The 6,459-nt window shown below is 35.9% G+C and carries 6 protein-coding genes; all 6 read right to left on the bottom strand.

Annotated elements, in window-relative coordinates:
- A partial coding sequence (locus A9Q93_RS10270) for a DUF1801 domain-containing protein (RefSeq protein WP_303687310.1) occupies window positions 1-294 on the bottom strand: 294 nt, incomplete at its 3' end.
- Between the two features lie 77 nt (window positions 295-371).
- A complete protein-coding gene (locus A9Q93_RS10265) occupies window positions 372-971 on the bottom strand; it encodes a hypothetical protein (protein WP_303687309.1) in 600 nt (199 codons plus the stop codon).
- A 160-nt stretch (window positions 972-1,131) separates the two neighbouring features.
- Window positions 1,132-2,097, bottom strand: a complete 966-nt coding sequence (locus A9Q93_RS10260; RefSeq protein WP_303687308.1) for an energy transducer TonB — start codon at window positions 2,095-2,097, stop codon at window positions 1,132-1,134.
- Window positions 2,098-2,099: 2 nt separating this feature from the next.
- Window positions 2,100-3,332, bottom strand: coding sequence for a peptidase T (gene pepT / locus A9Q93_RS10255; RefSeq protein ID WP_303687307.1), 1,233 nt, complete (start codon window positions 3,330-3,332; stop codon window positions 2,100-2,102).
- Window positions 3,333-3,446: 114 nt separating this feature from the next.
- Entirely contained in the window at window positions 3,447-3,890 is a 444-nt protein-coding gene (locus A9Q93_RS10250) for a hypothetical protein (protein ID WP_303687306.1), read from the bottom strand.
- 152 nt (window positions 3,891-4,042) lie between these two features.
- Window positions 4,043-6,459, bottom strand: a 2,417-nt coding sequence (locus tag A9Q93_RS10245) for a T9SS type A sorting domain-containing protein (RefSeq protein WP_303687305.1), incomplete at its 5' end; no start/stop codon positions are given.

Below are 6,459 nucleotides of genomic sequence, written 5' to 3'. Positions count from 1 at the left end.
TTCGCGAAAGCGTAACTGCCTTAAAAATTTTGTTTTATCTGGTTGTGCGTTTTCAAAAGCTCCATGATTATCTTGAAGTAGAGAACCTTTATGAAACCATATGGCGCAATGGTTTTTAAATCCAGCCAGACCAATAAGATTTTTCCCTTGATAAGTATAACATGGCGCTCCCCATTTTATAGTTTCCACTAGAGGAAAGCTGTTTAAAATTTCTCGAGCAGTAGATAATTGTTCCTTCCATTGAGGAAATTTATCGATATATTCCTGTGCGTTAGTGATCTTATTATTTTTCAAGCCTTATAATTTGATGATATAAATGTAAAAAAAATACGAGCGATAGCTCGTATTTAATATTTCATAGGAGATGGATTTTAAAACCTCCATCCAAAATTAACTCCACCACGGCCAGTAACTTCTGGTAATTCATAATCTCTTGGGTCGTCTGCAAGACCTAAATTACGCCCTATTCCAAAACCTACATCTATAAGAAAACCGCTATCGCTTACCCATTTCCATCCTATTCCTACTCCTAATGCGGCTTCTGTATACGACTCTGTCACGGTGCGACTAGGTTCAAAGGTGTCTGATACAAAATAGCTGTCTTCAAAAGTGAAAACCTTAGCAAATCCTTCACCATAAAAACCTTTTGCACCATAATCTTCTTTTGAGAAAAAGTACTGTCTGTAATAAGGAGTAATACTGAATGTTTCCACATAATCTATGTCATCTTTATTATCAAATATCCCAATATTAAGATCGACACCTACTCCAGAATACCTACCTAGCACATATTCATATCGAGGATTTATCCCTAATCCAGCAATTGCAGCTACAACATCTAAGCTTACTTCATGCTTTTTAACTTCATTGAATTTGTCTAGCCTATTTTGAGAATCGGTCTGTTCATTTTCTTGAGCACTCATTGCACCTAAAGAAAACAATGCTAATGTGAGAAATAAAATTTTTTTCATAGTTGATTATTTATTTAAAGATGCAGGAAAGATATAATAGTTGCGTTTCATCTAGAATTATTTATCGCAAAATCTAGAACTAATTTTTGCAGAATATGCAATGCTCATTAAATTTATCGTCTATTTGAAACTAAACTTTATTTAATTAGAAGACTTAATTTTAAAATCCTCTACTTTCAAATGTATAAGGAAAAGCAAAAGTGCTTTTTACTGGAAACGTGCGTAATGTGGCAGGTTTCCATTTTCCTTTAATTCTCTTTACTGCCCTTATCGCTACTTCATCAGGGCCTTTTCCCATACCGTCTTGTACCCTTATGTTTGTGATAGTCCCATCAGTATTTACATCAATCAATAAAATCAATTTCTCTACATAATCTTGCTCATCAATATCAATTCTCTCATGATAATACTTCATGTTTGCTTTAAGTTTGCGTCTAAATTTCTCCATTGACATTTCTGGAACAGCTTTGGTATAGAAATCATTGTAAACTAATTTCTTTCCAGATTTATACTGGATACCAGAAATAAAGACGCCTTGTTTAAATTCTTCTTCTAAAATTAACTTGCCATTTTTGAAAGTTTTCCACTTACCTTCTGCAAGCTTATTTTTAATACTTCCACTTATACTATCGATTTCATTTCTTAATCTTCCTCGGTAAGCACCATTATAAGTTCCATTACCTTTTTCAATTAAAACCCTACCGTCATCTGATTTATAATAATCGTATTGGTATGGCATTTCTCTTTTTACGTTTTTATTATAACTGTAAGATTCTTGAAGGCTACCATCTTCAAAATAAAACGTTTGATTGCCTACGGTACGACCATTAGAATATGACCTAGTACTTCTTTTATTTCCATTAGGGTAAAACCATTGCCATGTTCCAGATTTACGATCTGGATTCTTAGAATTTACATAGCCTTTAGATTGTAAAGAATCGTTCTCTATGTAATAAGTCTCATATTTAGTAAGCCCAATAGAAGGGTCTTCTGTACTTATTCTGTAATAAGATGCCATTTGAGAATTAGACATTTCAAATTTTTTATCCAAAAACTCTTTGTTTTGGGCAGTACTAATTATTGCAAAACAGAAGATAAAAGTGAAAGACAAAATTTGTTTAAGCATAATTACTTTTTTGTAGCTACTAATTCTGCAATGCGCACAATTACCTCAGTCGCTTTAATCATGCTTTCTACAGGCACGTATTCATAAGGACCATGGAAGTTATGACCGCCGGCAAAGATATTAGGGCAAGGTAACCCCATATAACTTAATTGGGAGCCATCAGTTCCTCCACGTATAGGTTTTATAAGCGGTTCTATTCCTAAATCTTTCATCGCTTGCTCTGCAACATCTACGATATGCATTACTGGCTCTACTTTCTCGCGCATGTTGTAGTACTGGTCCTTAATTTCAATACTTACAGCTTCACGATCGTATTGCTCGTTCAATACATGAACAAGTTTGTGCATGACCTCTTTGCGAGCTTCAAAATGTTCTTTATCGTGATCACGAATGATATAATGAAGTTCTGTTTTTTCTACAGCCCCATTCATATTATGCAAATGAAAGAAACCTTGGTAACCTTCAGTATGCTCTGGAGTTTCAAGTCTAGGCAGGGAATCGATAAACTCTTGTGCTACATACATCGAGTTGATCATCTTTCCTTTGGCATATCCAGGATGCACGATTTTACCGTGAAAAGTAACCACAGCTCCAGCAGCATTAAAATTTTCATATTCCAGTTCACCTATCTGACTTCCATCCATGGTGTAAGCCCAGTCTGCTCCAAATTGTTCTACATCAAATTTGTGTGCACCACGGCCTATCTCCTCATCTGGAGTAAAACCTACTTTGATAGTACCGTGTTTTATCTGCGGATTTTCAATCAAGTGTTTCATCGCAGTCATGATCTCTGTAATCCCAGCTTTATCATCTGCAGCGAGTAGGGTAGTACCGTCGGTAGTAACAATAGTTTGCCCTTTATACTGTTTTAAGTCCTCAAAATAATCTGGTGAAAGCACTAGATCACTTCCTTTTAGTGGAATATCTCCACCGTCATAATTCTCTATGATTTGTGGCTTAATATCTTTACCTGTAAAATCTGGTGTACTGTCAAAGTGTGAAATAAAACCTATAGTAGGTACATCATGTTCAACATTAGATGGTAATGTCGCCATGATATAAGCGTTCTCATCTATAGTGACGTCGCTCATTCCCATAGCTATTAATTCTTGATGCAACTTACGTGCAAGATCCCATTGCTTTTCACTACTAGGAGTTGTGTCGCTGTTAGGATCAGACTCTGTATCTATGGTAATGTAACTTATAAATCTATTGAGAATTTCTTGTTTATTCATGGACTATAATTTGTTTTGTAAAGATAGTGGTGATCTCGCTTTCGCGAAAGCGGAATTCTAATTATCCCAGGAACAGATTTAAACATCGCCTAAATAAAAAAGGAGAGAATATTTCTACCAAAAGTTATTGTAGCAAGAAAGCGGATTGTAAGATCGTTGAAATGCAGTATTCCTATTGGCTTCAAAGAAAGCAGGATTAGTTTCTCTAAACTGTCTTGCAAAATCATTACCGTTATTTAATCGCACACCAGTTGTGGTACGATCATTTTTAAATCTTAACCTGCCATAATCTGTATTAGAATTAGGGATAAAAGGTTTAGGCTTTAAAAGTTGAGATTCATTATAAACAGCTACCATGTCAACAGTGCCCACGCCTGGTGTGACAGAAAAACCAGTGTTAGGATTAATGATATTGTTACTGTCTAGGCTTAAGGTGACCTCTATTTGAGGTGCTGGCATTAAGAAAAGATTAAACCCTTTAAGCCCATCACCAGCAATTTCTTGACCATAAGATTGCAGGCATAGAATAGAAATAAGAAATAAGCTCCACCGGTTCATAGAGTTAAAGATAGTATTTGTAGCTAGATATCACAAAAAAAATCGAGCTACACTTAGGCAGCTCGATTCCCATCTTAAATCTAAAAACTCATTTAGATTCCCCTAAAACAAACTATAGAAAATTCCTGTAAACTATAGTGTTCTCTTTAATATTATTTTTTAATGAACTGTTGTGTAGCCGTTGCGCCATCTTTAGTTACTACTTTGATGAGGTACATTCCTGCTCTCAAATCAGCCACTTGAATCGTTGGTTCTTTTGAAATAGCCACTTGTTGCCCTTGTAGGTTGTAGATTTCTGCTTTCGCGAAAGCGGAATAACCAATTTCAACATTTAAAACATCTGTCACTGGATTAGGATGTAATTTAATAGAAAGCAAATTTACTTCTTCAATACTTGCGGTGCCGTTAAATTCTATGGCGCCCATATCTACAACGTTATTTACAACTCTAGAATTACCTAGTAAATCCTCACTGTAGGTTACAAATTGATTATTTCCTGCATCTATTGCTGGAGAATTAGATTGAAGCGAAAAGTCTGTTGTACTAGCGAATATAGGTGAAGCACTAAGGTTATTACTATTTATTCTTGTAGATCCATTATTGCCTATGTTGCTAAAACCTGTCTCATCCATTGAGTTTGATATTTCATAAATATTTGCAGCAGTCTGTGAAGTCCCATTTCCTACAGATATCAAATCTGTATTACCTGTTGTTATATTGTCATTTCCATCAAATATAGAATTGAAAACACGTAGCTGGCATATGGCACCATTACCGGTAGATCTAGAGGCAGAGATAACTGTAGTGTTAGAGCTAGAAATATTTGCAGTGTTATTTGCAAATGTACAATTAGTGAATTTTGCTCTTAACGCATTGCCACCGCTGATATCCTGTCTGAACCAGAAAAAGCCTATTGAATCTGTCGCACCGATTCCTACTTTCTCATTGTTTACAAATAGGCAATTATCTAAGTTAATAGTTAAATCTGTGTTTGCTGCTCTTGCATATAATAATGGGGCAAACCTTCCTAGATTTTCTCTCATAATCGTGTTAGAAATGGTTAATGTTCCACTTTCATCAATGACCTCTATCACTCCACCGCGTAGTGCAGCGTTCTTTTCAATTATACACTGATTGATAGTAAAATTTCCTGTTTGAAGTTTAATTGCAGATCCTTCTTGAGTCGCGTTTGAAGAGTTATCATTTGCTTGCCCACTAGATATAGTTAATCCATCTAAAGTACAGTTTTGTGCAAAGACGTTAAGTATATTTAAACTATTATCATTACGATCTGCACTGTTATATAAAGTAAACTGTCCGTCATTTCCATTTAAATCACCTGATAAAACGGTAGGGTTTGCAACTACATCACGCTCTGTTAACATAGTCTCGCTGCCATCAAATCCACCGTAAAGAATAGTCTCATCATTGTTAAGTGCAAATGCGTTTGTACGAGCTGTTCCTGGCGTATAAGTTCCTGCTGCTATCCAATATTCTCTACCATTTTGATTGATACTTAATGCGGTGGTCAGATCTTGATAAGCATCTGTCCAACTGCTACCATCATTATTACCTGTTGCGCTAGCATCTACATAAATAGGGCCTAACGGCGCAGATCCAAATTCATATGCACCCATATCTACCGCTGCTCCAGAAACTCGAGCATTTCCTATTAAATCAACTATTATATTTGAAGGAAGTAATGCGTTATCTCCAGCGTCCACTGCGGCAGATCCACTCGTTAATGTAAAATCTGTCGTGCTGGTAAACATAGGATTTGCACTAGACGTGTTTGTGTTGATACGGTTTGAACCGTTATTAGTGATATTACTGAATGAAGTTTCATCTAGAGAGTTTCTTATCGCATATAAACTGGCAGATCCGGAATTTGTACCATTCCCTACAGAGTTCATGATTGAGGTAGTAGTTCCATTAATAGCTTCGTTTCCTTGAAAAATAGAATTGAGTATTTCTACGTTTGCTGATCCGCCGTTAGCTTGAGTACCAGAAACGGCGACTGAACTTCCTGCATTTGTAGATGTATTATTTACTATAGTGCAGTTAATGAGTTTACCATTAATAGTACGGTTTAAATCCTGTCTAAACCATACGAGCCCTGGATTTGTGCTGGCACCACCATCTTTTCTATTGCCACTTATTAAACAGTTTATAAGGTTTATATTAAGTGTCCCTCCACTTGCACGTGAATATAGCACCGGTGCAAAATTCCCAAGGTTATCTGAAATAATAGTGTTTTCTATATTTGTTGTACCGATTTTATCGATCACTCTAATAACACCACCACGAGAAACTACGTTCTCTTTAACAATACAATTTTTAATAGTCATATTTGCATCATTTGCGTAAATCGCGCTTCCTTCTTCAGAAGATCCATTTGTCCCTACAGCATGTCCTCCAGAAATAGTAATACCATCAATAGTACATCCAGGTTGATTAATAACTAATATTCTGGCAGCATTCTCATCGCGACCGTTACTACTGTATTCTACTCCGGTATCGTTAGCATTTAAATCACCAGAAAGAATCGTAACGTTAATAGCAGTATCTC

The sequence above is a fragment of the Nonlabens dokdonensis genome (assembly GCF_002162835.1).
GTDB lineage: Bacteria > Bacteroidota > Bacteroidia > Flavobacteriales > Flavobacteriaceae > Nonlabens > Nonlabens dokdonensis_B.
Note: the sequence above shows the minus strand (reverse complement) of the source record. Positions and strands in the feature narration are given on the sequence as shown.

What these genes read in the sequence shown, in the direction of transcription:
- A9Q93_RS10265 (WP_303687309.1), bottom strand. Translation starts at nt 971, where the DNA reads ATGAAAAAAATTTTATTTCTCACATTAGCATTGTTTTCTTTAGGTGCA.
- pepT (WP_303687307.1), bottom strand. Translation starts at nt 3,332, where the DNA reads ATGAATAAACAAGAAATTCTCAATAGATTTATAAGTTACATTACCATA.
- A9Q93_RS10260 (WP_303687308.1), bottom strand. Translation starts at nt 2,097, where the DNA reads ATGCTTAAACAAATTTTGTCTTTCACTTTTATCTTCTGTTTTGCAATA.
- A9Q93_RS10250 (WP_303687306.1), bottom strand. Translation starts at nt 3,890, where the DNA reads ATGAACCGGTGGAGCTTATTTCTTATTTCTATTCTATGCCTGCAATCT.